The sequence below is a fragment of the Methanobacterium aggregans genome (assembly GCF_017874455.1).
Classification (GTDB): Archaea; Methanobacteriota; Methanobacteria; order Methanobacteriales; family Methanobacteriaceae; genus Methanobacterium_C; species Methanobacterium_C aggregans.
On record NZ_JAGGLN010000005.1, the window covers coordinates 36,910 to 63,909 of the forward strand.

At 38.9% G+C, this 27,000-nt stretch carries 31 protein-coding genes; 23 read left to right on the top strand and 8 right to left on the bottom strand.

Annotation, left to right across the window (positions count from 1 at the left end):
* Window positions 1-94: 94 nt before the first annotated feature.
* Window positions 95-322 (bottom strand): helix-turn-helix transcriptional regulator, encoded by a 228-nt coding sequence (locus J2756_RS08495; protein ID WP_209584618.1) that lies wholly within the window; start codon window positions 320-322, stop codon window positions 95-97.
* On the bottom strand, window positions 319-879 hold the full coding sequence (locus J2756_RS08500) for a hypothetical protein (protein WP_209584620.1): 561 nt from the start codon (window positions 877-879) through the stop codon (window positions 319-321). Before J2756_RS08500 ends, J2756_RS08495 begins: the two co-directional genes overlap by 4 nt.
* A gap of 488 nt (window positions 880-1,367) precedes the next feature.
* On the opposite strand from J2756_RS08500, the gene J2756_RS08505 reads away from it, so the two are divergent.
* The 17 genes from J2756_RS08505 to J2756_RS08585 all read left to right on the top strand — a co-directional run bounded on the left by J2756_RS08505 (window position 1,368) and on the right by J2756_RS08585 (window position 14,769).
* The gene (locus J2756_RS08505; RefSeq protein ID WP_209584627.1) at window positions 1,368-1,817 is read left to right on the top strand and encodes a DUF488 domain-containing protein; all 450 of its coding nucleotides are present in this window, start codon (window positions 1,368-1,370) and stop codon (window positions 1,815-1,817) included.
* Between the two features lie 243 nt (window positions 1,818-2,060).
* Window positions 2,061-4,514 (top strand): STT3 domain-containing protein, encoded by a 2,454-nt coding sequence (locus J2756_RS08510; RefSeq protein ID WP_209584629.1) that lies wholly within the window; start codon window positions 2,061-2,063, stop codon window positions 4,512-4,514.
* A gap of 262 nt (window positions 4,515-4,776) precedes the next feature.
* Window positions 4,777-5,871 carry an OBG GTPase family GTP-binding protein gene (locus J2756_RS08515; RefSeq protein WP_209584631.1) on the top strand — a complete coding sequence of 365 codons (1,095 nt, stop codon included), beginning with the start codon at window positions 4,777-4,779 and terminating at the stop codon, window positions 5,869-5,871.
* 127 nt (window positions 5,872-5,998) lie between these two features.
* On the top strand, window positions 5,999-6,775 hold the full coding sequence (locus J2756_RS08520) for a sulfide-dependent adenosine diphosphate thiazole synthase (RefSeq protein WP_209584633.1): 777 nt from the start codon (window positions 5,999-6,001) through the stop codon (window positions 6,773-6,775).
* Between the two features lie 152 nt (window positions 6,776-6,927).
* Window positions 6,928-7,518 (top strand): adenylate kinase family protein, encoded by a 591-nt coding sequence (locus J2756_RS08525; RefSeq protein WP_342593128.1) that lies wholly within the window; start codon window positions 6,928-6,930, stop codon window positions 7,516-7,518.
* Between the two features lie 276 nt (window positions 7,519-7,794).
* On the top strand, window positions 7,795-8,163 hold the full coding sequence (locus J2756_RS08530) for a ribonuclease P protein component 4 (RefSeq protein ID WP_209584637.1): 369 nt from the start codon (window positions 7,795-7,797) through the stop codon (window positions 8,161-8,163).
* Window positions 8,156-8,386, top strand: a complete 231-nt coding sequence (locus J2756_RS08535; protein ID WP_209584996.1) for a YhbY family RNA-binding protein — start codon at window positions 8,156-8,158, stop codon at window positions 8,384-8,386. The genes J2756_RS08530 and J2756_RS08535 overlap by 8 nt, the downstream gene beginning before the upstream one ends.
* 18 nt (window positions 8,387-8,404) lie before the next feature.
* Entirely contained in the window at window positions 8,405-8,845 is a 441-nt protein-coding gene (locus J2756_RS08540) for a 30S ribosomal protein S19e (protein ID WP_209584639.1), read from the top strand.
* Window positions 8,846-8,858: 13 nt separating this feature from the next.
* A complete protein-coding gene (locus J2756_RS08545) occupies window positions 8,859-9,206 on the top strand; it encodes a DNA-binding protein (protein ID WP_209584640.1) in 348 nt (115 codons plus the stop codon).
* The gene (locus tag J2756_RS08550; RefSeq protein WP_209584642.1) at window positions 9,203-9,799 is read left to right on the top strand and encodes a DUF7411 family protein; all 597 of its coding nucleotides are present in this window, start codon (window positions 9,203-9,205) and stop codon (window positions 9,797-9,799) included. The genes J2756_RS08545 and J2756_RS08550 overlap by 4 nt, the downstream gene beginning before the upstream one ends.
* Window positions 9,792-9,947 (top strand): 50S ribosomal protein L39e, encoded by a 156-nt coding sequence (locus J2756_RS08555; protein ID WP_209584644.1) that lies wholly within the window; start codon window positions 9,792-9,794, stop codon window positions 9,945-9,947. Before J2756_RS08550 ends, J2756_RS08555 begins: the two co-directional genes overlap by 8 nt.
* Window positions 9,948-9,959: 12 nt before the next feature.
* Window positions 9,960-10,205 (top strand): 50S ribosomal protein L31e, encoded by a 246-nt coding sequence (locus tag J2756_RS08560; RefSeq protein WP_209584646.1) that lies wholly within the window; start codon window positions 9,960-9,962, stop codon window positions 10,203-10,205.
* A gap of 10 nt (window positions 10,206-10,215) precedes the next feature.
* Complete coding sequence (locus J2756_RS08565; protein ID WP_209584647.1) at window positions 10,216-10,890, top strand: translation initiation factor IF-6; 675 nt, start codon at window positions 10,216-10,218, stop codon at window positions 10,888-10,890.
* Window positions 10,887-11,117, top strand: coding sequence for a 50S ribosomal protein L18Ae (gene rpl18a, locus J2756_RS08570; RefSeq protein WP_209584650.1), 231 nt, complete (start codon window positions 10,887-10,889; stop codon window positions 11,115-11,117). Before J2756_RS08565 ends, rpl18a begins: the two co-directional genes overlap by 4 nt.
* Before the next feature lie 5 nt (window positions 11,118-11,122).
* The gene (gene pfdA / locus J2756_RS08575; protein WP_209584651.1) at window positions 11,123-11,551 is read left to right on the top strand and encodes a prefoldin subunit alpha; all 429 of its coding nucleotides are present in this window, start codon (window positions 11,123-11,125) and stop codon (window positions 11,549-11,551) included.
* A gap of 7 nt (window positions 11,552-11,558) precedes the next feature.
* Entirely contained in the window at window positions 11,559-12,848 is a 1,290-nt protein-coding gene (gene ftsY / locus J2756_RS08580) for a signal recognition particle-docking protein FtsY (RefSeq protein WP_209584653.1), read from the top strand.
* Between the two features lie 256 nt (window positions 12,849-13,104).
* Window positions 13,105-14,769 carry a PAS domain S-box protein gene (locus tag J2756_RS08585; RefSeq protein WP_209584655.1) on the top strand — a complete coding sequence of 555 codons (1,665 nt, stop codon included), beginning with the start codon at window positions 13,105-13,107 and terminating at the stop codon, window positions 14,767-14,769.
* 21 nt (window positions 14,770-14,790) lie between these two features.
* On the opposite strand, the gene J2756_RS08590 is transcribed toward J2756_RS08585, so the two are convergent.
* Entirely contained in the window at window positions 14,791-15,471 is a 681-nt protein-coding gene (locus J2756_RS08590) for a class I SAM-dependent methyltransferase (protein ID WP_209584657.1), read from the bottom strand.
* 226 nt (window positions 15,472-15,697) lie between these two features.
* Between J2756_RS08590 and J2756_RS08595 the strand changes: the two genes are divergently transcribed.
* A complete protein-coding gene (locus J2756_RS08595; protein ID WP_209584659.1) occupies window positions 15,698-16,156 on the top strand; it encodes a dCTP deaminase in 459 nt (152 codons plus the stop codon).
* Window positions 16,157-16,294: 138 nt separating this feature from the next.
* On the opposite strand, the gene acs is transcribed toward J2756_RS08595, so the two are convergent.
* Complete coding sequence (acs, locus tag J2756_RS08600; RefSeq protein WP_209584661.1) at window positions 16,295-18,250, bottom strand: acetate--CoA ligase; 1,956 nt, start codon at window positions 18,248-18,250, stop codon at window positions 16,295-16,297.
* A 227-nt stretch (window positions 18,251-18,477) separates the two neighbouring features.
* Between acs and J2756_RS08605 the strand changes: the two genes are divergently transcribed.
* On the top strand, window positions 18,478-20,088 hold the full coding sequence (locus J2756_RS08605) for a thiamine pyrophosphate-binding protein (protein ID WP_245316004.1): 1,611 nt from the start codon (window positions 18,478-18,480) through the stop codon (window positions 20,086-20,088).
* Window positions 20,085-21,443 (top strand): B12-binding domain-containing radical SAM protein, encoded by a 1,359-nt coding sequence (locus tag J2756_RS08610; RefSeq protein ID WP_209584665.1) that lies wholly within the window; start codon window positions 20,085-20,087, stop codon window positions 21,441-21,443. Before J2756_RS08605 ends, J2756_RS08610 begins: the two co-directional genes overlap by 4 nt.
* 158 nt (window positions 21,444-21,601) lie before the next feature.
* On the opposite strand, the gene J2756_RS08615 is transcribed toward J2756_RS08610, so the two are convergent.
* Window positions 21,602-22,759 (bottom strand): pyridoxal-phosphate-dependent aminotransferase family protein, encoded by a 1,158-nt coding sequence (locus J2756_RS08615; protein WP_209584667.1) that lies wholly within the window; start codon window positions 22,757-22,759, stop codon window positions 21,602-21,604.
* Between the two features lie 59 nt (window positions 22,760-22,818).
* Here J2756_RS08615 and J2756_RS08620 point away from each other — a divergent pair, with 59 nt between their 5' ends.
* Window positions 22,819-23,571, top strand: a complete 753-nt coding sequence (locus tag J2756_RS08620) for a 6-hydroxymethylpterin diphosphokinase MptE-like protein (protein WP_209584669.1) — start codon at window positions 22,819-22,821, stop codon at window positions 23,569-23,571.
* A 58-nt stretch (window positions 23,572-23,629) separates the two neighbouring features.
* Here the strand turns inward: J2756_RS08620 and J2756_RS11520 are convergent, their stop codons facing one another.
* Both J2756_RS11520 and J2756_RS11525 read right to left on the bottom strand, forming a co-directional pair.
* Entirely contained in the window at window positions 23,630-23,956 is a 327-nt protein-coding gene (locus J2756_RS11520; RefSeq protein WP_394357546.1) for a DUF4013 domain-containing protein, read from the bottom strand.
* Between the two features lie 7 nt (window positions 23,957-23,963).
* The gene (locus J2756_RS11525) at window positions 23,964-24,434 is read right to left on the bottom strand and encodes a DUF4013 domain-containing protein (protein WP_245316006.1); all 471 of its coding nucleotides are present in this window, start codon (window positions 24,432-24,434) and stop codon (window positions 23,964-23,966) included.
* 356 nt (window positions 24,435-24,790) lie between these two features.
* Between J2756_RS11525 and J2756_RS08630 the strand changes: the two genes are divergently transcribed.
* Window positions 24,791-25,924, top strand: coding sequence for an ORC1-type DNA replication protein (locus tag J2756_RS08630; protein WP_209584671.1), 1,134 nt, complete (start codon window positions 24,791-24,793; stop codon window positions 25,922-25,924).
* A 1-nt stretch (window position 25,925) separates the two neighbouring features.
* Here the strand turns inward: J2756_RS08630 and J2756_RS08635 are convergent, their stop codons facing one another.
* The gene (locus J2756_RS08635) at window positions 25,926-26,114 is read right to left on the bottom strand and encodes a hypothetical protein (protein WP_209584673.1); all 189 of its coding nucleotides are present in this window, start codon (window positions 26,112-26,114) and stop codon (window positions 25,926-25,928) included.
* A 267-nt stretch (window positions 26,115-26,381) separates the two neighbouring features.
* On the opposite strand from J2756_RS08635, the gene J2756_RS08640 reads away from it, so the two are divergent.
* Window positions 26,382-26,855 (top strand): archease, encoded by a 474-nt coding sequence (locus tag J2756_RS08640; RefSeq protein WP_209584694.1) that lies wholly within the window; start codon window positions 26,382-26,384, stop codon window positions 26,853-26,855.
* Window positions 26,856-27,000 lie beyond the last annotated feature (145 nt).

Genomic DNA, 27,000 nt, shown 5'->3' on the forward strand with positions numbered 1-27,000 from the left:
TAATTAAGCTCAAAAAATGTAATTAGAGATATTTAATCGGTCATTTAAGTTCATTTCATGTTTTTTAATTCATTTTATGCACGTTAAATTGATTTTAGTCCTTGTTTTTATCCTCAGTTTCTTTACTTGTATCTTCAAATATGAAGATTTCTTCAATGCTTGCATTTAGAACCACTGCAATTTTATGGGCAAGGTTAAGGGATGGATTGTATTTTCCCTTTTCAAGAAAGACTATGGTTTCTCTACGGACTCCAACTTTATCTGCAAGCTCTGCCTGTGTGAAGTCGTACCTTGCCCTGTATTCCTTGATACGGGTTTTCATTCCACATCCCCCTTCATCTGAAGGTAGGTGTTTGTGATGAGCATGGTTGAAACCATTACGAAGATGGTGACCCCAAGTAGTTCTGCAGGATCGTGCCATCTTCCAGCCCATTCTTGGGTTACAAGGAGAAAACATACAAACACCAGGGTTATGTACCATGAGTAAGTTGCTGCAGTTGTTCCTATTTTTCTAACCCTTTCATCTGCTGATGATTTCTCCATGCCCATGTAGGTGAAGAATCCCGTCATTATGATGGTTATCCCCAGGAGAATTGCCACAGCAACAAGGTCGTTCATGGTCTTCAATATGATTAGGGCCAGAGAAGCTGCAATCAAGGTCACTGATCCAAGCCAGATACTTACCGTGTGCCATTTAAAACTTTTAAGCCATTTAAAACTGTTATTTTCACCATCTTTTGAGGATGCTTCTTTTGTCAGGGGTTGTAAGAAGAAGAGGAAGAAAACGAAGAATATGTAATAGGTTGGATCCTCCAGAACGTATCCTAAAATTCCTAAACATCCTAATATTCCCCAGTAAGCATTTATCTCAATTTTCATGATCTTTTCCTCCTTAAATTTATTTTTTTATCTGGGTATTTCAACGAGTATTCCATTCTAACTGTTCCTTTTTAGGTATCCTTGCTAGGATACGTGACCCATCCATGTTACATATTTCCAATAATTTGTTAGATTTATATAACACAATGTTAATTATATCTCACATAATTTTTATTTAAATGTTTCTATTGTGGAAATATTCTAAAAGAGCAATTAAACTTAAACACTATGATCCATTTAAAAAACTACAATTTTTGTAAGTTTGAAATCCAAAAACAAATAATAAAAAAAGGACAATTAATGGTGTAGATAGTTAATGGTGTAATATTATGCTTTAATAAAAAATTTAATTGAACAATTGATTTAAATTAATACAATCTAATAAAAAATAGATAAACTGAACAGGGGATAAAAAGATAGACAGAGAACATAAGCATGAACATGGTGCTCTAACCTTTGGCACTCTTTACACACTTGGCCACAGCAATATGGAACCTTCAGAATTTATAGACCTGCTGAAGTCCAATGGGATCCAGCTCTTGATTGATGTTAGAAGCGTTCCCTACAGTAAATACGCTTCTCAATTCAACAGGGAAACTATCTCCTCAAGGATCCAGAATGAAACTATTGAATACCTTTATCTTGGAGACAAGGTAGGGGGTAAACCATCTGATGAAAGTTTTTACAAGGATAAAATGGTGTGTTACCATTTGATTGAGGAAGATAATGGTTTTAAAGAGGGACTAAAAATTATTTTATCCAGAGCTTCATGTAAAAAAACAGTTTTAATGTGCAGTGAAGAGAATCCCTACAGATGCCACAGACACAACCTCATATCACAAAACCTGTTAAAAAAAGGTTTTAAAGTTGTTCATTTAAGGCGTAACGGTCAAAAAGAAATAGCAATAAAAAAGGATGTGCAGTTAAAACTTTTTTGATATTTCAGGGGATTTTTATTGGATTTCACGAACTTCATAATTTTGCCTATTGAAGCATATGTTTTTATAAGATTTTTTTTATATAATATCTGTTTAGAAAGAAATTAAACTGGATTGTGCCATGATGGGACTACTTACAACTGCATCTTTCACAGCACAGTCATCATAAAACATCCATGATGTATTGGGTCCTGAACGGGTCATGGAATTATCAATAGAATAAAAACAATACTGGAGGATATAATGAATGCAAGAAAAGTTTTTTCCAAATATAAGCCTTTAATAATCATTATTCTGCTGTTTTTGCTGGTCTTTTCTCTCAGAGCAGAGGCAGCTAATATTCCAGGCGTTCCAAGTTCAATGAAAGCCTACTACGAGGATGCAAATGGACTTCCATATTTCAGTGAGATGGATTCCTACTACAACTATCGTATGACTCAGGACTTCCTTACAAACGGGCACCTTGGTGATACGAAGGTAAACGGTACAAATTGGGACTTGCATTCCTATTATCCTTCTGGAAGGTCTGCAGATTACCCACCACTCATAGTTTACGTAACTGCCTTCACCTACAAGATAGCCAATGCCTTTGCTGATGTTCCCCTGGCTGAGGTATGCTTCTGGATGGGAGCATTCATAGCATCCCTATGTGTCATACCGTCTTACCTGCTCGTAAGAAGAATTACAAATGATTATGGTGGAATCGTTGCAGCTGTACTCGCGGGACTGGCACCATCCTACTTCGCACACACATTTGCAGGGTTCTTTGACACGGACATGTTCAATATATTACTCCCACTTCTGGTGGTGTGGTTCTTCATTGAAAGTTTGCGTGCCAATACCATGAAAAACAGAACCATATTCGCGGTCTTATCAGCAGCATCCATGCTAGTTTTCTCAATGGCATGGGAGGGATGGTGGTACATATTTTACATCATCATAGGAGCAGTTGTTGTCTACCTACTGGTATCCCAGTACCTTCTCAACATGAAGACCATCAAACCAGTGAGTGAATATCCAAGTAAAATTGAATGGTTCAAGGATCAGCATGAAATATTCTCCCTTGTGGTGTTCCTGGTTGTAGGGCTTGCTGTGATGTTGATGGCCCTTGGATCATCAGGATTAACCTCTGCACTCCTGGAACCATTAGGTGCCAGCCAATTACAGTCAGCAGTGCAGAACACAGCCTATCCAAATGTTTTCGTTTCAGTATCTGAGCTCCAGGTGCCTGGGATAAGCAGTGTTGTAGCTGGTGTTGGTGGAGTACTTCCTTTCGTGTTTGGAATATTAGGGGTTTTACTAATGTTCTGGCAGCTGAAGCCGAAAACAAAAAAAGAAGAACCTAAAAAGCGGGATAAAAACTCCCGTAGAAAGAAGAATAAATCCAAACGGAGAAAAGAAGAAAAACCAGTTGAAGCTGAAGATAAGAACAAGATCAAGGCTGCAATGGAAAAAGAAAGGAGAAATTATCTTTTCTACGGAATATTGTTCTCTATATGGCTTTTAATACTGGCTTATGCCATGACTAAAGGTGTAAGGTTCATAGAGCCATTCACATTACCGATAGCTCTCAGTGCAGGTATATTTGTGGGATTACTCTTTGGGTACCTGAAGGACCATATTAAAACCAGTGGATACCAGTATGTTGCAATTGCAATTTTAATGGTTCTGGCAATTTACTCGCCGATAGCAAGTGCTTATGCAGTTTCAACGTCTGTAGTACCTGGTACAGATGATTCAATGGTTTCATCCCTTGCATGGATAAACCAGAACACTGCAAACAACACCATCGTAACATCCTGGTGGGACTACGGACACCTGTTCACTGCAGTTGCAGACAGGCCTGTGACATTCGACGGTGGATCGCAGAACAGTTTAAGGGCTTACTGGGTTGGAAAAGCAATGTTAACGAGTAATGAGACGTTATCTGCAGGAATTCTCAAGATGCTTGCAACCAGTGGTGATCAGGGCCCATTAACACTTGAAAATTACACCAAAGACACTGGTAAAAGTGTAGAAATACTGAACAACATCCTTGGTGTTGACAAAACCCAGGCTCAAACCATACTCACAACGAAATATGGTTTAACAGCCCAGCAGGCTCAGAATGTTCTTAAGTACACCCATCCAGATAAGGCGGTTCCACAAGTATTTATAACCAGTTCGGACATGGTTGGAAAGGCTTTGTGGTGGTCCTACTTTGGAAGCTGGAACTTCACCTCACAGAATGGAACCTCATCAGGTTACTCAGTTGCCCAGGCAAATGCAACTAAAGTTGGAAACAACACCCTGATCCTGGGTTCCAATGCAGTTGTGGGTCTTGTGAGTGGAAGTAACATGTCTGTAGGGCTTTTGAATGTGAATGAGGTTCAAAATGAGGTTAATCAGACAGGTTCATCACAGGTGCTCAGCAGCATAGCCACGGAACTACAGACTGGCAACGGCAGCCTTGTTGAAAAACCGCATAAGCTTCTTGTGATAAACAATGGGAATGTAACCCAGAATCAGACAGTCTCCAATGATAGTAATTTCTCAGTATACGTGTTTGCACAGAACAACACCTACGTGACTGTTGCAATGAACAGGGAACTTGAAGATTCAATGTTCACGAGGATGTTCTTCCTGAATGGATACGGTTTAACCCATTTCACACAAAAGTATGCACAGGCAGGAGTTATTGTTTGGAGTGTAACCTAATTTCCACCCATTTTTTTTATTTTTTTGGGATTTGACTTTTTTAAGATTAATCCGGGATTATCAGGAAAGTATCACTAAAAAACTTATCAAAAAATATATGCAATTAAAAACTTTTTTAAGTGTAGAAGAAGTAACTACTTCTATTGCTGATCATGAAAGTGAATTGAATGTAAATTTTTAATCATTAAAAAATCATCAAATTATATTTTTGTTGATCAATTTATTGAGCATACAAATTTTAAACTAATTTTATGTGAGTTTTATGGCTATTGAAGACAGAATCAGAGAAATCGAAGAGGAGATCAAGAAAACCCCCTACAACAAGGCCACTTCCCACCACGTAGGGAAACTTAAGGCCAAATTATCCAAATTAAAGGAAGATTCTCTTGCAAGGAGCAGTTCCGGAAGTAAAGGAAGGGGTTTCAATATAAAAAAAAGCGGGGACTCCACAGTGGTGCTTTTAGGATTCCCATCAGTTGGAAAATCCACAATACTGAACCAGCTCACCAATGCAGAGTCAAAAACAGGAGCATACGAGTTCACAACCCTGGACATAGTTCCGGGAATAATGGAGTACAGGGGAGCTAAAATACAGATCCTGGATATACCTGGAATAATAACCGGCGCTTCCAAGGGAAAAGGAAGGGGAAGAGAAATACTTTCTGCTGCAAGAAATGCAGACCTCATACTCATGGTTCTTGATGTATTCAACCCCCAGCATATGAACGTTATAATCGACGAGCTTAGGAACATTGGAATAAGGCCCAACGAATCTGTCCCGGATGTTACAGTTAAACCAAAGAAGATGGGTGGACTAAAAGTTGCTTCAACAGTTGAACTCACTAAGATCGATGAGAGAACCATAAGATCCATACTGACTGAGTATGGAATACACAGTGCAGATGTTCTTATACGCGGTGACGTTACAATGGACCAGTTCGTTGATTCAATGGATTCAAGTTGCTGCTACATACCCATGCTCCTCATTATAAACAAGATAGACCTTGCAGACCCAGATTACATTGCAGAAATAAAATCCAAACTTCCAGATGCCCTTTTCATAGCTGCAGATCAGGGTTTGAACACAGAAGAGCTTAAAGATGACATATTTGATGCGCTGAAACTCATAAGGGTTTATTTAAAGCCCCAGGGAAGAAAGACAGACATGAAAGATCCTCTTATAATAAGGAAGGGCTCAACTGTTGGTGATGTTGCAGGCAGACTCCACAGGGAGTTTGTGCGCAACTTCAGACACGCCAAGATATGGGGAAATTCAGTCAAGTTTCCAGGCCAAAAGGTGGGCCTTGACCATGTTTTAGATGATGAAGACATTTTAAGGATAATCCTTAAAAAATGAGCCAATTTTATCATTTAATTCATAATTTTTTTCATATTTTAGTGAAACAGCATTGAAAACTTGAAGTTTCCAGACTCTGGAAAAGAATTTTTATAGGATGAAATACTATATTTGAACTGGTGAAAAAATGAAACTGGACGATATAACAGTGTCAAAGGCGATAATTGAAGGATTTATGAATGATTTCCTGGATTACACTGATATGGATGTTGCAATAGGTGGTGGAGGTCCATCTGGACTTACAGCAGGATACTACCTTGCAAAAGCAGGTTACAAAGTGGCCCTATTCGAGAGAAAGCTCAGTATGGGTGGAGGAATGTGGGGTGGCGGTATGATGTTCAACAAGATCGTTGTCCAGGGCGAAAGCAAACACATCCTCGATGAATTTGGAATAAAAACAGAGGAATACCAGGATAACTACCATGTTGCAGATTCTATTGAGTGTGTTTCAACCATATGCTCAAAGGCCTGCCAGGCAGGACTCAAGGTCTTCAACCTCATGTCCATAGAGGATGTCATGATCCGTGAAGAAGGAGTTGAAGGTGTTGTGCTCAACTGGAGCGCAGTTGAAATGGGAGGACTCCACGTTGACCCGTTAACTGTAAGGGCAAAGGCAGTTGTTGATGCAACAGGACACCCCTGTGAGATCGTTAAGATCATTGAAAAGAAGATGGGGGCTGAACTCCAGACAGAAACAGGTAAGATCATGGGTGAAAAATCCATGTGGGCGGATGTTGCAGAAAGCAGGATAATGGACAACGTTGGCGAAGTTTACCCTGGAATGTACGTTACAGGAATGGCAGCAAACGCTGTACACGGTTCTCCACGTATGGGTCCAATATTTGGTGGAATGCTTCTCTCTGGTGAGAAGGTTGCTCAGATGCTTGCAGAGAAACTGGGATAGATCTTATCCCCCACATTTCATATCAACAGCTTTAAGATTCAATTAACATCCAATGTTTTTCAAGTAAATGGGATAATGAATTTAAATTCTAATATAAATCCTAAGATGAAGTTTTTAACTATAAACAATTATAAGAAAACAATCATAACCTAATAAAACTAAAACTGGAATTTAAAATGATAATACTCATTACAGGGACGCCAGGTACAGGTAAAAGCACAGTATCAAAGATTTTACATGAAAAACTTCTTTCAAAAAGTTTTCAAAGCATACTTATACCTGTAAACGATCTTATATATGAAAAACATCTCTACAATGGAGTGGATGATGAGAAGGGTTACAAAGTAGTTGACATTGATGATCTGTGCAACGAACTTGGCCAGTTACTTGAAGATTCCCAGGATCCTCTGGATTCTAGGGTTTGGATCGTTGAGGGGCACCTGTCACATTACTTCCAAGATGCAGATTTTGTGGTGGTGCTTCGTGCAAAACCCCAGATTCTGAGGGAACGCCTTAAAACCCGAAACTGGAAAGATTCCAAGATAAAAGAAAATGCAGATGCAGAAGCTCTGGCAGTATGTACCTGTGAAGCTTACCAAATCCATGGTGAAAGGGTGAATGAAATAGATACAACAAACATCTCACCAGAAGAAACTGCAGAAATCATAATTGAAGTTATGAATGATAAAAAACATTTTCCTGCAGGGACTGTGGATTTTATTCAGGATATCACCCTTGATTGAACTCAATTCAATCCCTGCAAATCTTATGACATATCCAATTTAGTTATGATTCAGATACTTCACATGATCATTTTGGATCATCTAGTTTTTCATCTAAAAACAGGATTTGACACAAAGGTTTTTAAATGGAAAAATCAATAGACTATAATATTATTCTTAAGTAAATTACATGAATTATGGATGAAATCCTTTTAGATACACATTCAAAATTCAACCCCAATAACTTAAGATCTGTATTTCTATATTATCTGATATCTTGTAGGTTGAGGCTAAACTTTGAGACGGGGAAGAAGACCAAAATGGATGCTTAAAATAGCAGAAGAAAGAATAAACATCCTATTTGAAAGGGCAGATGAAGAATTCGCCCAGCACCCTGAAAGATCCAACCGATACGTGCAGATGGCCAGAAACATTGCAAAAAAGTACAACATAAAGATACCAGCACTCTGGAAACGGAGGTTCTGCAAAGAATGTCAAAGCTTTCTTAAACCCGGTGAAAACTGCAGAGTAAGACTTTCAAATTCATGTGTTAACATCAGATGCCTTGAATGTGGGAATACAACAATAATACCCTATATAAATGAACAAAAAGATAGAAGGAGAATGAAAATTGAACATACCTCCAAAGAAGGAACTGATGAATAGATCACTTTCAACAATCACCATAAGCATTGGAAAATCTGGACTAAATGAAAGCGTTATAGATGAAATAAAAAGACAGCTCAAAGCTCATGAAGTTATAAAGATTAGATTTGCAAAAGGTATATCCACAGAGAAACAAAACTTTATTACAGAGATCACTAGAAGATCAAAGTCTACACTTATTGATTTTAGAGGTAACGTTGCTGTATTATTCAAAAAAAAATAGGTAATTAGGAGGATAAATATGACCACAATTTACGATGTACCAGCCGACTCGCTCATCAGCGAAGTTGCAAACGAGTTAAGCGAAAACAAAAAAGTAAACCCACCAGAATGGACAAGTTTTGTTAAAACCGGTGTCCACAAAGAAAGGAGACCAGAAAGTCCAGATTGGTGGTATGTTAGATGCGCATCCATCCTTAGAAAAGTCTACATGGATGGTCCTGTTGGAATAAACAGCCTCAGAACATACTACGGTGGTAAAAAAGACGAAGGAACCAGCCCTGAAAAATTCAAAAAAGGAAGCGGCGCCATAATAAGGGGAGCCTTACACCAGCTTGAAGATGCAGGTTTTGTTGCAAAAGCAGGTGATGAAGGAAGAATAGTAACTCCTGCAGGTAAATCTTTCCTTGACAAAGCATCCAACAAAATAATAAAAGACATTCCAGAACTTTCAAAATATTAACTGGGGATTTTAAATGAGTGATATCGAGGAACTGCGACGTAAGAGGATGCAACAGCTCCAGCAGCAGGCCTCACAGCAAGCTTCACAGCAGGCTGCTCAAGCTGAATCTCAGGAACGTATGAGGCAGGAGTTAGAAGCTCAGAAAAAACAGGCAATGATGCAGATCCTGACTCCAGAAGCCAGAAGCAGACTTGCAAATATACGCCTCACAAAACCAGAGTTCGTGGACCAGATAGAACTTCAGCTCATCCAGCTTGCACAAGTAGGGCGCATAAAGTCCAAGATAAGTGATGACGAGTTGAAGATACTCCTTACAAAACTCGCTGGTCAAAAGAGAGAGATGAAGATTACGAGAAAATGAATGCATGCGTACTCTACAGCGGGGGAAAAGACAGTTCCCTCATGGCTGTGATACTTCAAAAACTGGGATACGAAGTTGAACTTGTAACAGTTAACTTTGGAACCTTCCAATCATGGAAAGCTGCAGCAGAATCAGCTTCAAATATAGGATTCAAACACAGGGTTCTTGAAGCTGATAGAAATGTACTGGAATCTGCTGTTGATACCATAATTAAGGATGGTTTTCCCAACAACGGCATAAACCAGATACACCTTCACGCACTTGAATTAGCTTCTTCAAACTACCATCTCATTGCAGATGGAACTAGACGTGATGATCGGGTTCCAAAACTCAACATCAACCAGATACAGAGCTTTGAAGACAGAAATCATGTTCAGTACATGACTCTGGCAGGTTTCGGTCATAAAACGATAGAAGACCTTTCAGAAAGACTTTTCACAGTTAAAAAAGAGTTAACAAGCATGGAGAATAATTCTGATTATGAGATTGAAATAAGGCACATGATAGGAGAACGTGAAGGAGAAGAAGCCGCATTTAACATATTCCCTGAACATGTGCAATCAAGAGTAATAGGATGGAGAGAAAATGAGTAGAAACAAACCATTAGCTAAAAAATTAAGACTCGCAAAAGCAGGCAAACAGAACAGAAGAGTGCCTCTATGGGTCATGCTTAAAACATCAAGAAAAGTAAGGACTCATCCAAAAATGAGACAATGGAGAAGAAGTAAGGTTAAAGCATAGGAGGATTAACCAATGGAAAGAGTCTACGTTATCCCATTAAGGGATGTGAAAAAAGTACCAAGGACCATAAGGTCCCCACGTGCAATAAGATACATTAAAACATTCTTAGAAAAACACATGAAATCTGATGACATAAAATTAGATTCCTCTGTCAACGAAAAAATTTGGGAAAGGGGGATCCAGAAAATACCTCCACGGATAAAGGTCAAAGCAACAAAAGAAGAGGACGGTTCTGTGTCAGTCACCCTAGCTGAATAGGTGTGGGCTTATGATAAGAAGAATCAACATGGGCGGAAGCCCAAACCTCGGAGTTGCATTATCCGTAACAGATAAAGTTGTAATAGCTCCCCAGAACATTCAAGATGGAATGGTGGACCTCATAATGGAGTGTTTAGATGTTCCAGTTATTAAAACTCCAGTGAGTGGGAGCAACCTTCCAGGGGCATTAACCTGCGGTAACTCAAATGGATTCATAGTTTCGAAGTATGCATTCGACAGTGAAATAGAAGCAATAAAAGCATCTGGAGTTGAAGTTGAAAGGATACCTGACAGACTCACAGCAGTTGGTAACATAGTCCTTGCAAACGATTTCGGAGCACTTGTAAATCCATTACTATCTGATAAATCAGTTAAGTTAATTGCAGATGTCCTTGATGTTGAAGTTCAAAGGGGAACTATAGCAAACTTTAAGATCACAGGATCTGTTGCAGCTGCAACAAACAAAGGAGCTTTAGTACATCCTTCCACAACTCAAGAAGAAATGGAAGTAATTGAAAAGGTATTAAACGTTCCTGCAGATGTTGGAACCGTAAACAGTGGAACACGACTTGTTGGAGCATGTACAGCTGCAAATTCCAATGGTGTTATTGTTGGTCTCAACACAACAGGTCCAGAACTTGCAAGAATAGAAGAAGCATTCGGTTTTCTTGAGGGATACTTATGAAGACAAAAATATTTAGAATTCAGGGAAAATTCATGATGGGCAACAACTTAAAACCTTTCACAAGGGAGTTAAAAGCCATAAGTGAAGATGACATACGCGAAAAGATATACTCAGAATTTGGAAGCAAACACAGGATAAACAGGAAAAAAATATTCATAGATAAAATAGCTGAAATCACAGAAGAAGAAGCTATAGACCCTTTGATAAAAGATTTATCCCGTGAGTGATCCACATGGAAGATAAACAAAGGCTTCAAGCGTTAGTAGATGAGCTCAACATGTATCAGAGTCAGGCAGAGCTCTTACAACAACAAATTGAAGGCTTAAAAGCTACAATAACAGATATCACAATAGCAAAAGATACATTAAAAGCTATAAATGGTAAAGATGACACTGAAACAATGGTACCGATAGGTGCAGGTTCCTTTGTCATGACTGAACTTAAAAATACTGATGAAGTTGTTGTAAGTCTTGGAGCTGGCGTTGCTGTTAAAAAGAAGATAGCTGACGCAGAAGAAACCCTTGAAGACCAGAAGAAGGAACTTGAAGGAGTCATGCAGAAGATGAATTCAGACCTTCAGAAGATCACAGAGTACATAATGAAGAAGAGTCCAGAGGCTGAAGCCCTGCTCCAGAAAGTTGAAGGCCAAGTAGGGGTGTGAACACCACTTGTTTGAATCACTTAAAAAGAAGCTTTCAGGTACAGTAGGAAAGATCTCAGATAAATTTGCAGAAGAAGAGATTCCTGAAGATGGAATAGAAGAGAAGGTTGAAGCTAAAAGTGAAGCTTCAAGAACTACAGAGTCTTCTGTAACTGGTTCTGAGGTTCCTTCTGAAGAAAGTTCTTTATTAAATGAAGAAAAAACTTCTACAGAAGAAAAGTCTGCAGAATCTGAGGAAAAAACCCCCAAAAAATCAGGTTTAATGGGATTTTTAAGGGGTAAAAGTTCTTCTGAAGAAAAAGATGAAACAGTTAGTGAATCTACTGAATCTCAAGTTTCATCTGAAACTGATACTTCAAAGTTTGATTCAACATCCTCTGAAACTCATGATAAAGTAACTGAAGAAACGGAAGATAAGTCAGGCATACTCTCATTCGTAAGCCACAAAACCATTTCAGAAAAGGATATAGATGATATACTATTCGAACTTGAAATGGCCCTTCTTGAAGGGGATGTGGCTCTTGAAGTTGCAGAAACAATTGTGAACTCCGTTAAAGAAAATCTGGTGGGTCGCAAGATCCGGAGAAGAAATGATGTGGCAGATTTCACAAAAGAAGCTCTTAAAACTGCTATTTCTGAGATTTTAGATGTTGAAAGTCAGGATATAAACGAACTTCTTGGTAAGAGTCGTGAAACTGGTGAACCACTTAAACTAATGTTTGTGGGAATCAATGGAACCGGTAAAACCACAACCATAGCCAAAATTGCAACACACTTCATTGAAAAGGGTTACACTCCAGTTATAGCAGCTGCCGACACTTTCAGAGCAGGTGCCATTGAGCAGATAACTCACCATGCCGATAAAATTGGTGTTAAAATCATAAAACACCAGAAGGGTGCAGATCCCGCTGCAGTTGCCTTTGATGCAGTTGCACATGCACGTGCAAAGGGAAAAGAAATGGTTCTTGTAGATACAGCAGGGCGTATGCAGACCAACACCAATCTCATGGATGAGATGAAGAAGATAAAACGGGTTATAAAACCTGATATGATCATATTCGTGGGTGATGCACTGACAGGAAATGATGCAGTGGAACAGGCACGAAAATTTGATGAAGCAGTTGGAGTTAATGGAATAATTCTCACCAAAGCAGATGCAGATGCTAAAGGTGGTGCAGCACTTTCCATAGGATATGTTATCCATAAACCAATACTATTTTTAGGTTTAGGCCAGAGTTATGGTGATATAATGGAGTTCAAACCTGAATGGATGGTTGAACAGATCTTCGGTGAGTAACACCCTTAAATTCACCTTCAATTAACCTTCACCAAATCATTTTTATAATAACTCTTAAATCATTTAACTTTTAATTTTAATCGAATTATCACGTTCATTTTTTTAATTCACACATTTTTATGAACTCTATAACTATAAAATATTCTAATTGAACATCTCTCCCCTTAAATCAGGGCCCAATCCCTTCTACATATTAATTTACCCATGGAAAGTGTTATTAAAGATGGTGTTTAACATGGAATTGGGGGTGCAATACTTGGAAGACAGGATCATGTCTCAAGGGTATGTTGAAAGGTATGGATTAAATTTTTTTTGTGATGAAAATAATTTTAGGTCCATTTACCGTTCAGGATTACTGGATTTTATGGACAGTGCAGTTATTTACATTGATAAGAACTTCTTTATAACCTACTGGAACCTTGCAGCGGAGAAACTGTATGGATGGGCAGCTGAAGAGGTTGAAGGTAAGAATATGGATATCTTGTTCTGCAATCAATTCGATGCAGAAAAGAAGAAGAAGTTTATGAATAAAATGCTTAAAAATGGGAGATTTGATTTTAAGATCACCCATAAAACCAGGGATGGAAATGTTATAATTATAAATTCCAGAATAATTCCAATCAAATGTATGGAAACCATTAGAGGTTACTTGGTTATTAACAATCCCCTAGGTCTTGATGATTTTAGGGCGGATATTAAGAAAAATTACAACATTGTAAAAACTATTTTTGAAAACACCACAGATTCAATTTACCTCAAGGATCTCAATGGCCATTACATCATGATCAACAAGGCAGGATCAGCTGTATTTGGCAAAAAACCAGAAGAAGTAATAGGATTAGGTGACAGACAACTTTTTCCTGATACGGAGGCAGAGGCAATTATTAAATGTGACAAGGAGCTCATGGAAGGTGGGGAAACCCGAACCTTTGAAGAAACTGTTCATTCCATTGGAACTCCAAAAACTTATCTTTCAACTAAGGGGCCCTACAGAGATTCAAAGGGTAATATAAAGGGTTTATTTGGAATATCAAGAGATATAACTCCTATTAAAGAAGCAGAAGAAAACATGGCATACAAAGCATTGATGCTCAGCCAGGTGAACGATGCAGTGGTCATGGTTGACAATGAAAAGTGTATAACTTACTGGAATAAAGGTGCAGAACTTATATACGGCCTAAAATCTGGGGAAGTAATGGGAAAACCTCGTGAAGATATATATAAATGGTCCACCAGTGAATCTGAACGATCTGCCTACCAAAAATTGGAAAAAAATGGTTACTGGCATGGTGAGAATGCTCATGTCCGATGGGATGGTAAGAAGATTCATGCTGAAACAACCCTAAGCACCATAAAAAATGAGAACAATGAAAAAATAGGTATTCTTGCAGTGATAAGGGATGTTACAGAAAGGAAGTACCTAGAGAAGAAATTAACTGAAAGTGAGGAAAGGTACAGAATAATGGTTGAAAAAGCCAAATCTGGAGTTTTACTCATTGGATCAAGGGGCCATATAAAATATATCAATAAAAAAATGGCTGAAATGTTAGGTTTCAAGGCTCAAGAAGTGTTCAATCGGAATATATTTGAATTAATTGATGATAAAACCCTCAGAACCTTTAGAAATCATTTTAAACTGGATAAGGGAAATCCATTTGAGGTGAAATTCACAAGGAAGGATGGTTCGTATCTATGGGCTCTGGTTTCTACTAAAACCCTTTTTAAGGATAACAATGAATATATGGGTTCCATTTTAATCTTGAATGATATAACGGCCCGTAGAGATGTGGAAAAATCACTGATGAATGCAATGCTTGAAAAGGATAGAAATTTCAAGTTAATAGTTGGTAACATGGCTGAAGCATTGAAGCTTTTAATGAAACAGGAGTACTCTGAGGACTACGATAGGGAGTACACATGAGGTATGTGAAGTTACAAAGTCCTACTTCACCCCACCAAACACAGCAAATCCATACCACTTCCAGACAACATCCACGTGTTCAAATCCAGATTCCTGAATCCAGCGCATATGTTCCGCAATGGTTGCAGGAAAATCCTCAGCTTCATGTTTTGGCAGCCATTTATCCACAACCTCATCTTCACTGAGGCTTTCCAGCATGTGTTCCGTCCATTTACTGTTGTTTAAGTCCTCAAGATATTCATTTGCACCCAGAACAGTGTCTGCATTGTAGAAAACTCCTTCATCCTTCAGGCAGTCATGGATCTTGCGATAGATCTCCTGTTTTTCACCTTCAGATGACAGGTGGTGCAGGGCCAGGGAGGAAACCACAACGTCATATTCAGCTCCAAATTCGATTTCACGGAAATCTCCGGTGTAATACTGAATATCACCATAATTTGAGAGTTTGTGCTGTGCCATTTTAATCATGCCCTCTGCAAGATCAACACAGCTTATCCCAGCATTTGGAAATCTTTCCTTAACTGCCCTTGAAATATTACCTGTGCCACAGCCAAGATCAAGAACCTTAATTGGTTTGGAACTTTTGAAGGGAAGTGCTGATATCATGAAACCTATCATATCGTTGTAGAATGGTATGAGTTTGAGTATGGTACTATCAAATTCTTCAGATTCTTCTTCGAAGTGTTCCTTAACATCATCCATTTTTTCTAGCCTCCATTGAAAATTTCAGTTTAAAATTTTTATTTAAATCCCAGTTCATTTGTTGTTCAATTTGAACCACTTTCAATTTAAATTTTCAAATTTACATATACTACTTCAACTTCAGAATTAATAATAATGTGTTTAAAAAACTGCAGGAATCAAAAGATCAATATCAAAAAAATATCAATTTGATGGAGTTAATAATAATTATAGAGAGGTAAATGAAATGTTAGGTGAAAAAGAACTTATAAAATTGTTTCCAGATTTCAAAGAACTTGTACAGCCCTCAGGGATCGATCTGAGGCTTGATGAGGTTTTCAGGCAGACAGGGCCTGCTTCACTCATTGACAACCAGAAGGATCTGCCTGAGCTTGAAAAGCTCGAACCCCCAATTTACACATTAAAAGCTAAAACAGCATATCTTGCAACAATCGATCGTAAAATAAAAATTCCAAAGGGATGTTCAATGCTTTACCTGCCAAGATCCACCCTTCTGCGTTCATTCGTGTCTGTTCACACTGCAGTTGGTGATCCTGGGTTCTATGGAACCCTCCAGTTCATGTTATACAACTACGGAGAATTTGACTACACCCTAAAACAGGGCGAGAGAATAGCTCAGGGCGTGGTTTTTGATGTCACAGGATCCGGTGAGTACAACGGAAGTTACCAGGAAAAAGAAGACTGAAACATCATCCTTCATCCACTTTGAATTATTTAACTTTTTTTATATTTTTTTCTAAAATCAGTATTTTTTGTGCATTGTTCCGGGTTACATCTGTTATCAACTTAATATCCTTAATCTAACTCCCTGATTTCTTTTGGTTCATTCAAAGGCCTTTTGAAGTTCTGAAACAGCTTCTGGGTTGGCAAGTGTACTCACATCTCCAACATCTTCCCCCTTCACAATAGCCTTTATCACCCGCCTCATTATCTTACCTGAACGTGTTTTTGGGAGGTCAGAAACGATTTTAACAATTGAAGGACTTGCAACTGGTCCAATTTCTATTTTAACATGATCTTTTAAGACTTCCTGAAAGTTTTTCAGGTTCTCACGGGTTTCCTTAAGAACTACGAATGCACATATCTCTTCACCCTTCAGAGAGCTTGGTCTGCCTACAACAGCAGCCTCTGCAACTGCATGATGGCTTACAATGGATGATTCAACTTCAGCTGTGCTTATCCTGTGTCCTGCAACGTTCAGTACATCATCCTCCCGTCCCTGGATCCAGAAGTAACCATCCTCATCACGGCGTGCAACATCACCGCTCAAATAAACTCCTGGGAATTTGCTCCAGTACGCATCAACGTACCGTTCATGGTCTTTGTAAAGTGTTCGAAACATTGAGGGCCATGGAGACTTTATAACCAGATGCCCACCACCACTTTTGAGTGATGTACCTCTGTCATCAACCACATCTGCATCTATGGTTGGGAATGGTTTGACTGCAGACCCTGGTTTGAGTGAAGATATTGGCAGGGGTGTTATGAGGTGCATTCCTGTTTCTGTCTGCCACCATGTGTCCATTATGGGACATTTTCCCCCACCTACATGTTTGTGGTACCAGATCCATGCTTCAGGGTTTATGGGTTCTCCAACACTTCCAAGAAGTCTCAGGGAACTTAGATCATATCTGGCAGGCCATTTTTCCCCAAATTTCATGAACATCCTCACAGTTGTTGGGGCGGTGTAGAGAACTGTCACACCATGGTTCTGTACCATCCTCCAGAACCTTCCTGGATCAGGATAGTCAGGTGTTCCCTCGTAAAGCAGGGAAGTCACTCCCATGAGGAGTGGGGCATAAACTATGTAACTGTGGCCTGTGATCCATCCAATATCAGCAGCACACCACCAAACATCACTATCCTTCAGGTCAAAAACGAACTTCAAGGTTGCATAAATTCCAACGGAGTATCCTCCATGAACATGAAGAACTCCCTTGGGTTTTCCTGTGGTTCCAGAGGTGTAAAGAATGAAGAGAGGATCTTCAGCATCCATGACTTCAGTTTTGCATTCATCATCCATTTCAGTGATGGCTTCATGCCACCAGACATCCCTTCCTTCCTGCATTGGTACATCAAGACCTTCATGTTCCACAACAACGACTTTTTCTATGGTGGGTGTTTTGGGGAGTATGGTGTCAACTGCTTCCTTTAATCTTATGACCTTTCCCCTTCTTTTAAAACCATCTGCAGTGATCGCAACATGTGATCCTGCATCGTTTATTCTATCTTTAAATGCCTTTGCCCAGAACCCTGAAAAAACCACTGAGTGAAGTGCCCCAATCTTGGCACATGCAAGCATGGCTATGGGAAGCTCTGGGATCATGGGAAGATAGATACTCACAACATCCCCCTTACTGACTCCAAATTTTTTCAGGGTATTTGCAAACAGGTTAACCTCCCTGTAAAGTTCATGATAGGTTAAAGTACGGATCTCACCAGATTCTCCCTCCCAGATGTAGGCAGTTTTATCTTTAACTGGGCCTTTGGCATGTCTGTCAAGGGCGTTGTGGATCACGTTGAATTTACCCTCTAAAAACCATTCTGCATTGGGAGGATCCCATTTAACTGTCTTTTCATAGGGTGAGAACCATTCAAGTTCTCCTGCAAGTTCGTCCCAGAACCAGTCTGGGTCCTGGGCTGCAGCTTCAAGCAGTTCATTGTAACTGGATAAACCATGTTTCAACATCCACTCATGAATGTTACTTTCATCTGAAATTTCCTTTGAAGGCTTGAATATCCTTTTTTCATCTAAAAGAGTATCTAATTTCCCTGGCATCTTAAGCACCACCCAAGTATCCATCAAGAAAATGTTTCAGTCATTAATAGAATACTTCATGTGAATCCATGTTGAGTTCAGGAATTTTATCATCCATTGGAACATAATTCTAAGTACTGTTATCTATTTTGGAACATAATAATTTAATCCACAAATTTGTCCCTATTTATATGGGATGGATTTAATAAAACGAACTTACAATATAAATGGTGATGAAAAATAAAGCGATGAGATGTGCAGATGCCCTTGTGGAGTTACTAGAAAAAAATGGGGTGAAATTTATTTTTGGACACCCTGGAGAGCAGATACTTCCATTCTATGATGCTCTGCGCACATCCAAAGTAAGGCACGTACTCATGCGTCATGAGCAGGGTGCGGCACATGCAGCAGATGGATATGCAAGATCATCTGGAAGTATGGGGGTGTGCCTTGCAACTGCAGGTCCTGGAGCTTTAAATCTTACAATGGGTGTTGCAACGGCTTACAAAGATTCCGTGCCCATGCTGGTTATAACTGGGGATGTTCCACGAAAACTAAGGGGTAAAAATGTTTTTCAGGACATAGACACCTGCAGGGTACTTGAACCTTTAACACTCAAAACCTTCGATGCAAAAAATCCTGAGGAAGCTGTAAAGGGACTTAAAACGGCAATTAAAATGTTTGAAAATGGTTTAACAGGGCCTATTCATTTAAATTTACCAAAAGATGTTCTGGAAGAGTCAGTTAACGTATCATCCTTTGAAGAACTTGTAAATGAAGACATAAAACTCAGCATAAAACTCCAAAATGAAAAAACCATGGATAAATACATATCCAAAGCAATAAAAAGCATTGAAAACTCCCAAAGACCCCTCATACTTGCAGGTGCAGGTGTAATATGGGCAGATGCTGTTTCAGACCTTAGAAATTTTGCAGAGAAAAACAAAATTCCAGTTGCAACAACCTACCCTGGACGGGGAGCTTTACCTGAAGACCATCTCCTCTGCCTGGGAATGCTGGGTACACGTGGAACTGAAGCATCCAACTTTGCAGGAAAAAACTGTGATGTCCTCCTAGCTTTGGGATGCAGACTATCAGAACGCACACTCCATGGAATTGGAAAAACGAAGATAATTCATGTTAATACAGATGATGATGTGTTGAGGGGTGATTTAAAGATTCATGGAAATGTTTCAGAATTTCTGAAGGCAGTGCATGACTTTGAAATTCAGGATACAGGTGAATGGATTTCAAGGATAATGGAACATTCCAATGAATATGATATCCAAACGGATCAGGATGATGTTCCATTAAAACCTCAAAGGGCTATTAAAGAGATCATAAATGCATCAGAGGATGCAATTATGGTTAATGATGCAGGAACCCACACAACCTGGGTAACACTTCTTAAAAAGGTCAAAGAACCTGGAACGCTCCTATTTTCAGGAGGTTTTGGTCCAATGGGCTACGGAGTTCCAGCAGCAGTTGGTGCCGCATTTGCAAATCCAGATAAAAATGTGGTTGTGGTTGTGGGGGATGGAGGATTCCAGATGACCCTCCAGGAACTTGCAACAATTTCCCAGCACAATCTAAAGGTAGTGATATGTATAGTAAACAACAGTTCCCTTGGAATAATAAAACAGTGGCAGAAACTCCACTACGATGGGCTGTATGAGGTTGAACTTGAAAATCCAGATTTTTTAGAGATCGCCAGGGCCTACAGGATGGATTCTGAACGTGTGGATTCTCCAGGAGAGGCGTTTAATGCCGTTAAAAGAGGTTTTAAGGAAATGCCCTACCTGATCGAAGTGATCGTGGACACTGAAGAGGGAATACCACTTCCAAAGGTGATAAAATGAAGGTACTACTCATAAATCCTCCCTACAACTCATCGAAGTACAAATTCATAGGGCTTGTAGCCCCACCACTGGGCATAGCCTACATAGCAGTTGTAATCGAGAAAAAAGGATTTGATGTATCAATAATAGATGCTCCAGCACTAGAAATGGATCATGAAACCCTTAAAAATGAGATTTCAAAGCATTCACCAGACATAGTGGCCATAACCTCCGTAACACCAACCATATCCAGTGCACTTAAAACAGCTGAAATTTCCAAGGAGATCTGCCCAGATGCAGTTGTTGTACTTGGAGGGTACCATCCAACCTTCACTTACAGCCAGCTTTTGAAACTCGACTGTGTTGATGTGGTTGTGAGGGGTGAAGGTGAATACACCATGCTTGAACTTGCTGAGGCAATTGAAGCTGGACGGGATCTCAAGGAAGTCCAGGGTATAGCATGTGAAAACTTCACAGCACCACCAAGGGACATAATTGAGGATCTGGACACACTTCCATTCCCTGCAAGGCATTTACTTCCAATGGATCACTACAAAGTGCTCAACATGAAACTACCAATTGGAACACTCATATCTGGCAGAGGATGCCCATACACATGTTCATTCTGTGCATCATCAGCAATGCACGGTCACAAACTTCGCATGCGCTCAGCAGGTAATGTTCTGGATGAGATGGAGCATTTGGTTAACGATCATTCAGCTGAGATGCTGGCCTTCATGGATGACACCTTCACCATCAACAAGAAGCGTGTTCATGAGATATGTGACGGTAAAATAGAAAGGGGCATGGACAACTACTGGGGAGCCACAGCACGTGTTGATACCTTAAATGAGGAACTGCTCCTTAAAATGAAGAAATCAGGATGCATAACCCTGTTTTTAGGTGTGGAATCTTCAGATCAGCAGTCACTGGATCAGATGAACAAGAGAACAACTGTTGATAAGATAAAAAGAGCATTTGAACTCACAAGAAAACATGATATTCGAACCGTAGCTTCTGTGGCTCTTGGAATGCCTGGAGACACCCGTAAAAGTATAGAGAGAACCATAAAATTTGTCAGGAATTTGAATCCTTCTTATGCAATATTTTCACTTGCAACCCCCTACCCGGGTACAGATTTCTACATGAAGGTTGCAGGACGCGACCTCCTGAAGACAGATGACTGGTCCAAGTACAACCTCCTGAGCCCTGTGCTTGAAACAGTTGACTGCTCACGGGAAGAGCTTAAAAAACTCCAGAAAAAAGCCTTCAGACAGTTCTACCTCAGACCACGTTATATAGTTCAGCAGACAATTATGGACGGGCCAATACTTCTTAAAACCATTCCTGCAATATTGAAAAGCGTTAAGATGTAGCTAAAACCGGAAAATTAACATTAAAAATCATATTAAATATTTTTAACTATTTTTTGCAATTGTTTTAATAAATAATTTTAAAAAGAGCTTTAAAAAGGATTTAAATTTAATTATTTCTTCATTAAATGAATAATAAAAAATAAAAAAGAAGTTAGGATTTAAAAGGATTTACAGCCCAGATAAGTATCTGCAACTGCTGCTACTCCCTCTCCTAATGCAATATTGAATCCGAGTTCTTTTAAGGTCATTTCAAGGGCAGATATTGTTGTTAATATTTCCCTGTGGGTTATGTTACCCATGTGGCCAATTCTGAAGACATTGCCTTTGAGGTGGTCCTGACCGCCTGCAAGTTCTATATGGTACTTGTTACGCATTGTACCCCTCATGTCTTTGTCTGTAACGCCTTCAGGCATTTTTATTGCTGTAACTGTGTTGGATGCTGCATCGTCCTGTGCAAACAATTCCAGTCCAAGGGCTTTTACACCAGCTCTTGTGGCTTTTGCAGCCATTTTATGCCTTATAACTCTTTCTTCAAGACCTTCTTCCATGATAATATTTAAAGCTTCACGCATAGCATACATCAATGATACTGATGGTGTGTAAGGTGTTTCTGGAGGTACTTTGTCTCCGCTTTTTCTGTACTTCTTCATGTTGAGGTAGTAGGTGCTTGTCTCTGTTTTATCAACAACATTCCAGGCGTCGTCACTTAAAGTTATTGCTGCCATTCCTGGTGGGGCTGCAAGACATTTCTGGGAGCCTGTAACACAAATATCAATACCATAACCATCTACAAATACATCGTCCCCTCCAAGGGATGAAACAGTGTCAACAACGTACAGAGCATCATAATCTTTAACTATCTTACCAACTTCATCTATTGGGTTTGCTACCCCAGTTGAAGTTTCATTGTGAACAATTGTCACGGCTTTAATGTCTTCTTCCTCATCGAGGATGTATTTAACATCTTCAGGATTAACAGCATGTCCCCATTCAACGCTAAGTTCAGTAGGACTTCCTCCATGGGCTTCGGTTATCTGCATGAATCTCTCTCCGAATTTTCCACCCACTATGTTAAGGACCTTGTCCCCTTTTTCAACGATATTTCCAACTGCGGCTTCCATTGCGGCTGTTCCAGAACCTGTTATCAAATATGAATCATTTTCAGTCTGGAAAACCTCTGACATCATCTCGTTGGTATCCTTCAGGATTTCGCCGAACAAAGCGCTCCTATGGTTCACTATGTTCTCTGACATGGCTTTCAAGACTCTCGGGGCAACCCTGGTAGGTCCCGGTATCATCAGCAACGTCTCATACATCTAAAAAACCTCCACTTTCTAAGAACTTTATTTATATTTGTTTTAACAACTTGTAATATATGAATCTTGATATATGGTTTCAATGGTATAAATGTATATTGGAGGCATTCGGCTTCGATAAAAACATGGATGAAAGATCCGCAGAAACACTGAACAAAATCCTGGACAAACAGAAATGCCTGAAACCCAATGAAATTCCAGTCAAACGGAAGGTAATAATCTTTGGAGCAGGCCCATCCCTCAAAAGGAATCTAAAAGAACTTAAAAATCAGGATCTAACAGATTTCACCCTTATATCTGCAGACGGTGCAACAACGGCACTAAGAGAGGAAGATATAATTCCAGATATAATAGTAACGGATCTGGACGGTAAAATAGGGGACATACTCCATGCAAACAGCAAAGGATCTGTACTGCTTGTTCATGCCCATGGAAACAACCTGGAAAACATAGAGAAGTATGTTCCCGTCCTTAAGAATGTTCTGGGAACAACCCAGAGTGTTCCACTTGAACATGTTCATGATTTTGGCGGCTTCACAGATGGGGATCGTTGTTTGTTCTTTGCAGTTGAAAGGGGTGCAGAACTCATTGTACTTGCAGGTATGGACTTTGGAAAGATCGTTACCAAGTACTCAAGGCCAGACATAGCATCAGATGAGGGTGCAGCCGATGAAGTAAAAGAATTGAAACTTAAATATGCAAAGGAACTCGTTGAATGGGCTGCAGAGAATGAAAACATTGAAATAGTGACAATTTCCGGTGGAGAGAAGGTTAAGGGTGTTTTAAGGGTGGATTTCAGGGATATTAATTGATTTTTTCCATTTTTGTTTTCTAATTTTTATAAATAGTTCTTATACTCATTTTAAGGTTCTATAATTTATTTGAAGTGTAGAGTAATGCCACTGATCTAGCAAGATACATGTAAAAACAGGGAATTACAATTAAAAGCATCAATCCTTGTCCTATAGGGAATATATTACTTAGTGCCAGTAGGATTAAATAGAGGATTCCAGTTATTATGTACCAAATTATAAGGTTTTCCCATCCTATATTTGAGATTTTATTGATTATTTCATGAAATTTGAAGGCTGCACTGATTTTACTGTTATTATTTGCCATATTTGCTATTGCTATTGCAATTGTTGGAATAATTAGGATCATGTACACAATTGTGATAGAACCCCAAATCGTGGTCATGGATATATTAAATAAAATCGGGGCAAGATTTCCGATTCCCTGAATAATTACGGACTCTAAAACCTCTAAAAATATACCAACAACTGTTAACCCTGTACTTCCATAGGTTAATGTAAGTTGATGGGGATGAAACTGCAGAAAATATTATAAACAGAATAACAGGGATTAAATAGACAATACCAACTACCAGCACTTTAAGACCAACTAGGAACATGTTTACCCAATCATCAAAAGCTGGAAGTTCCACTATGCCGAGTAAGGAAGTTTTTATGATTCTAAACGCGTAACCATATGCCAATAAACCAAACATCAATCCAATTATGCCTAAAAGACCCATTTCAGCAATGTTTCTAATGGTTATTATGTTATCTGTTATTACATAGCTACTGATAAATAGGATAATTCCCAGTATCAAAATTTTCTTCCAGTCTGAGAGGGGATACTTCAGAGAATCCCTCACTATAAATTTAATATCCATAATTTCAACCTCCCACTAAATTTTTTAATCGCGATATACTGAGATCTTGTAATATTGCACATATTCTAATCTAAGGAAGTAATATTTAACGGTTTAGGGGAGAAGGATTCCATTAGATTTGTGTAGTAAATTATAAATAGAGATCAAAAGACCATGGGCATGAATTCCTGCAGTAAACGATTTAAAAGGAAAATCCGGTTCTACAAAAAATATAAAACGTTTTAAAATTGAACCCTTTAATGAAAATCAAAAAAATACTAAATTTTTATTATAAAACATCTAAAATTTTTTGCAATGTTTTTTTACCAGAGATTAAAACCACAATTTTTATTATTGAAGCCACAAGATAGGATACCATGGGTATACAAGACATTCTTCTTTATGATGAGACAATATTCAGGAATATAGATGCTTTTAATCCAGATTACGTCCCTGAAAATTATATTCACAGGGAATCCCAGATGGAAGCACTGGCAATATGTTTAAGACCTGCACTTAGAGGTGGAAGGCCTGTCAACACAGTTGTTTTGGGTTCTCCTGCAACAGGTAAAACAACTGCAATAAACAAAATATTCGACATGGTGGAGGGAACCTCAGACAGGCTTGTTTGTGTCTACGTTAACTGCCAGCTTCATACAACGCGTTTCAACATATTTTCTCAGATTTACAACAAACTCTTCGGGCACATGCCCCCTGAAACTGGTGTTCCATTCTCTAGGATCTACGGAAAGATAATGAAGCACCTTAGGGATGAAGACAAAACCCTGGTTGTTGCACTGGACGATGTGAACTACCTCTTCCACAGTAAAAATGCAAATAAGATATTCTATGATATACTTAGGGCCCATGAAGAATTTAAAGGTGTCAGAACAGGAGTATTTGCAATCCTCTCAGATATAGAGTTCCGTTACATGCTGGATAAAAACGTTAACTCTGTTTTCATACCTCAAGAAGTTATATTCGATCCCTACTCACCCAGTGAGATGAGGGACATACTCAAGGATAGGATAAAAGCAGGTTTTTATCCTGATGTGATATCCGATGATATCCTTGATATGATAGTGGAGCAGGCATCGTCTGCTGGAGATTTAAGAATTGGAATAGATCTTTTAAGGGTCAGTGGAAATTTTGCAGAGGCAGATGCCTCAAAGATCATCGAGAAAAAGCATGTGCTTGAAGCAATGAAGAGCACGGGTTCTGTGAGTCTTAAAAGTACCCTGAAAACATTATCAGATGATGAAAAAACGCTTCTGAAGGTTATAGCTGAATCTGGAGAGGATGATCTGATTGCAGGTGACATCTACAATTCCTTCAAGATACGAACCTCAACAAGCTATGCTTCATTCGACCGCACCCTTAACAAACTCGAATTCTTAAGGTTGATAGACACAAAATTCACAGGTAAAGGTGTAAAAGGTAATTCACGCCTGGTAATATTAAGATTTAACCCTAAAGAGATAGAAAAATGTTTAAAAAATGTTGGGGCATGATCTAGGCACCTATAGGTATGTTGGAGTTGGGGCATGCAGCCACACAGAGTATGCTTGTTATCAGAACAACCATAACAAAGCATAGAAATATGCATGACCTTAAATCAAGGTAGTTTAGGCCGAGGTATTCAAAAACGTTTGATCTTTTTTTAAGGTTGGGTACTGTAGGTTTCCCATAAATTCTCTGCATTTTTTAGTTCCTCCTTCTGTATTTATAATGATACTCGTGCTGGAACTTACTTAAAGGAAGAGATGGAGAGCGCTTGATAAGTAATTGTATTCATGAGAAAGCTGTTTCAAAGGCGTCCACAAAAAATCCTACAAAAATTTATATCCTAACGAAAAAATACTAATTTATTAGATCGTTAGGGATACAAATTCATCAGTTGAAATAGGATCACTCAGATGATCAACAGAAATTTCTCCCCTATTTTTAAAAGATTTAAGAGGTTAAACTGTGGAAATTAAAGATAATAATAAGTCCAACTCTCATCCATCACTAAAATTTGAATTTTTTGATGTAACTGCAGATGTTGGGTACAGGGCATATGGAAAAACCCTTAACCAGGCATTTGAAAATGCTGCACTTGCAATGTTTGAGGTTATGACAGACACCAACCACATAAAACCTGAGCTCCTGAGGAAGATCACTTTAAAATCAGAAGATGAAGAAGCACTGCTCTATGACTGGCTTTCAGAACTCCTGTTTTTCCACGACTCAGAGTACCTGGTTTTCTCCAGATTCAACGTTGAGATCAGTGATAAAATGGAAGATGGAGAAAAGGTTTTCCTTTTGGAGGCTGTAGCGGAGGGTCAAGAGTTTGACCCGGATGTCCATGAGAGAAGGGATGAAGTCAAGGCAGCAACCTATCATATGATGGATATACAAAAGAAAAATGGATATATGTTACAGGTCATACTAGATATATAATAGTTCTTGTAAATAGAAAATTTTTATAAAACCTTAATACCAAATATTTAACAGTTATTTTAACCATAAACTCCCTAGAATCTTTTCAAAGGAATTCATGTTAATGGGGAGTGCAGTTAAAATATGATCAGAGGTTTTTAATCCA

What these genes read in the sequence shown, in the direction of transcription:
- J2756_RS08620 (WP_209584669.1), top strand. Translation starts at nt 22,819, where the DNA reads ATGAATCTTGATATATGGTTTCAATGGTATAAATGTATATTGGAGGCA.
- J2756_RS08535 (WP_209584996.1), top strand. Translation starts at nt 8,156, where the DNA reads ATGAATAGATCACTTTCAACAATCACCATAAGCATTGGAAAATCTGGA.
- J2756_RS11520 (WP_394357546.1), bottom strand. Translation starts at nt 23,956, where the DNA reads ATGACCACGATTTGGGGTTCTATCACAATTGTGTACATGATCCTAATT.
- J2756_RS08500 (WP_209584620.1), bottom strand. Translation starts at nt 879, where the DNA reads ATGAAAATTGAGATAAATGCTTACTGGGGAATATTAGGATGTTTAGGA.
- J2756_RS08565 (WP_209584647.1), top strand. Translation starts at nt 10,216, where the DNA reads ATGATAAGAAGAATCAACATGGGCGGAAGCCCAAACCTCGGAGTTGCA.
- J2756_RS08590 (WP_209584657.1), bottom strand. Translation starts at nt 15,471, where the DNA reads ATGGATGATGTTAAGGAACACTTCGAAGAAGAATCTGAAGAATTTGAT.
- rpl18a (WP_209584650.1), top strand. Translation starts at nt 10,887, where the DNA reads ATGAAGACAAAAATATTTAGAATTCAGGGAAAATTCATGATGGGCAAC.
- J2756_RS08595 (WP_209584659.1), top strand. Translation starts at nt 15,698, where the DNA reads ATGTTAGGTGAAAAAGAACTTATAAAATTGTTTCCAGATTTCAAAGAA.
- acs (WP_209584661.1), bottom strand. Translation starts at nt 18,250, where the DNA reads ATGCCAGGGAAATTAGATACTCTTTTAGATGAAAAAAGGATATTCAAG.
- J2756_RS08635 (WP_209584673.1), bottom strand. Translation starts at nt 26,114, where the DNA reads ATGCAGAGAATTTATGGGAAACCTACAGTACCCAACCTTAAAAAAAGA.
- J2756_RS08610 (WP_209584665.1), top strand. Translation starts at nt 20,085, where the DNA reads ATGAAGGTACTACTCATAAATCCTCCCTACAACTCATCGAAGTACAAA.
- J2756_RS08605 (WP_245316004.1), top strand. Translation starts at nt 18,478, where the DNA reads ATGAGATGTGCAGATGCCCTTGTGGAGTTACTAGAAAAAAATGGGGTG.
- J2756_RS08555 (WP_209584644.1), top strand. Translation starts at nt 9,792, where the DNA reads ATGAGTAGAAACAAACCATTAGCTAAAAAATTAAGACTCGCAAAAGCA.
- J2756_RS08510 (WP_209584629.1), top strand. Translation starts at nt 2,061, where the DNA reads ATGAATGCAAGAAAAGTTTTTTCCAAATATAAGCCTTTAATAATCATT.
- J2756_RS08560 (WP_209584646.1), top strand. Translation starts at nt 9,960, where the DNA reads ATGGAAAGAGTCTACGTTATCCCATTAAGGGATGTGAAAAAAGTACCA.
- J2756_RS08630 (WP_209584671.1), top strand. Translation starts at nt 24,791, where the DNA reads ATGGGTATACAAGACATTCTTCTTTATGATGAGACAATATTCAGGAAT.
- J2756_RS08615 (WP_209584667.1), bottom strand. Translation starts at nt 22,759, where the DNA reads ATGTATGAGACGTTGCTGATGATACCGGGACCTACCAGGGTTGCCCCG.
- J2756_RS11525 (WP_245316006.1), bottom strand. Translation starts at nt 24,434, where the DNA reads ATGGATATTAAATTTATAGTGAGGGATTCTCTGAAGTATCCCCTCTCA.
- J2756_RS08545 (WP_209584640.1), top strand. Translation starts at nt 8,859, where the DNA reads ATGAGTGATATCGAGGAACTGCGACGTAAGAGGATGCAACAGCTCCAG.
- J2756_RS08495 (WP_209584618.1), bottom strand. Translation starts at nt 322, where the DNA reads ATGAAAACCCGTATCAAGGAATACAGGGCAAGGTACGACTTCACACAG.
- J2756_RS08520 (WP_209584633.1), top strand. Translation starts at nt 5,999, where the DNA reads ATGAAACTGGACGATATAACAGTGTCAAAGGCGATAATTGAAGGATTT.
- pfdA (WP_209584651.1), top strand. Translation starts at nt 11,123, where the DNA reads ATGGAAGATAAACAAAGGCTTCAAGCGTTAGTAGATGAGCTCAACATG.
- J2756_RS08505 (WP_209584627.1), top strand. Translation starts at nt 1,368, where the DNA reads ATGGAACCTTCAGAATTTATAGACCTGCTGAAGTCCAATGGGATCCAG.
- J2756_RS08515 (WP_209584631.1), top strand. Translation starts at nt 4,777, where the DNA reads ATGGCTATTGAAGACAGAATCAGAGAAATCGAAGAGGAGATCAAGAAA.
- J2756_RS08540 (WP_209584639.1), top strand. Translation starts at nt 8,405, where the DNA reads ATGACCACAATTTACGATGTACCAGCCGACTCGCTCATCAGCGAAGTT.
- J2756_RS08550 (WP_209584642.1), top strand. Translation starts at nt 9,203, where the DNA reads ATGAATGCATGCGTACTCTACAGCGGGGGAAAAGACAGTTCCCTCATG.